Source organism: Priestia sp. P5_B4 (assembly GCF_056400385.1).
Window position 1 is genome coordinate 1 of record NZ_JBFULJ010001273.1, and the last position, 814, is coordinate 814.

Sequence of the window (814 nt, forward strand, 5' to 3'; positions counted from 1 at the left end):
CATCCGAACTGATGCCGTAGCGAAGCATCAGTCCTATTCCCATTCCTACGAGTGCGCCTCCAAGCAATGAGCTAAAGAGCAAAGGAAGCTCTAGCGTGCCTTCGAGAATAGACAGCCATTCTGTCATAAAAAAAGAAACAAATAAACCTATACTTCCGTAAAAAAAGTTTTGACGATGACGAAAAAAAGCATATAAATAGACAGGTACGTTCAAAAAGAAAATGGACAGTCCGATAGGAGTTCCAARCACATAATATACGATAAGTCCAAATCCTATAAGTCCACCGTCTAGTAAGTGATACGGAGCAATAAATCCGTTTAGCCCTAGTCCAATTAATAAGCTGCCACAGCAAATCGAAACCACTCTCGAAAAAATATTCCTCACCCTATACGTTAAATTTTAATAGGAGTACTCGTCCCTCTATGTATATGGCGAGCTTAGGTTATTTAGAAGTGAAGAAGAAGAAAAAGAAAATTATGTAAAAAGTATTGATTCTATAACTCTGATATTCTATAGTTAATCTAACTTCGTTTTCACGACAATTTCTTGATTTTTTACGATACTGTTTAACTGTTTGTATTTTTACTATATAAAAAAGGTTCGTTCTGCAAAAAGCATACGATTGTAATAAGTCGATAAAAGCAAGCCGCTATATAAAAGGGGTTGATTACGTGTAGGATTCTCTTTCTTTTCAGTCATACTAAAAAGAAAGAGGGATTGTCGTGAAAAATCGTTCCGTACTTTTTTTATGGTTTAGTCAAAGTCAAGCCAATTTAGCAGATGTATTATATATTGTTGCGTTAATCAGCATTC

1 protein-coding gene is annotated in these 814 nt (G+C 35.3%); it reads right to left on the minus strand.

Annotated elements, in window-relative coordinates; all coding sequences use genetic code 11:
- A partial coding sequence (locus AC1DRF_RS30445) for a YitT family protein (RefSeq protein WP_477742625.1) occupies positions 1-385 on the minus strand: 385 nt, incomplete at its 3' end.
- Between the last annotated feature and the right edge of the window lie 429 nt (positions 386-814).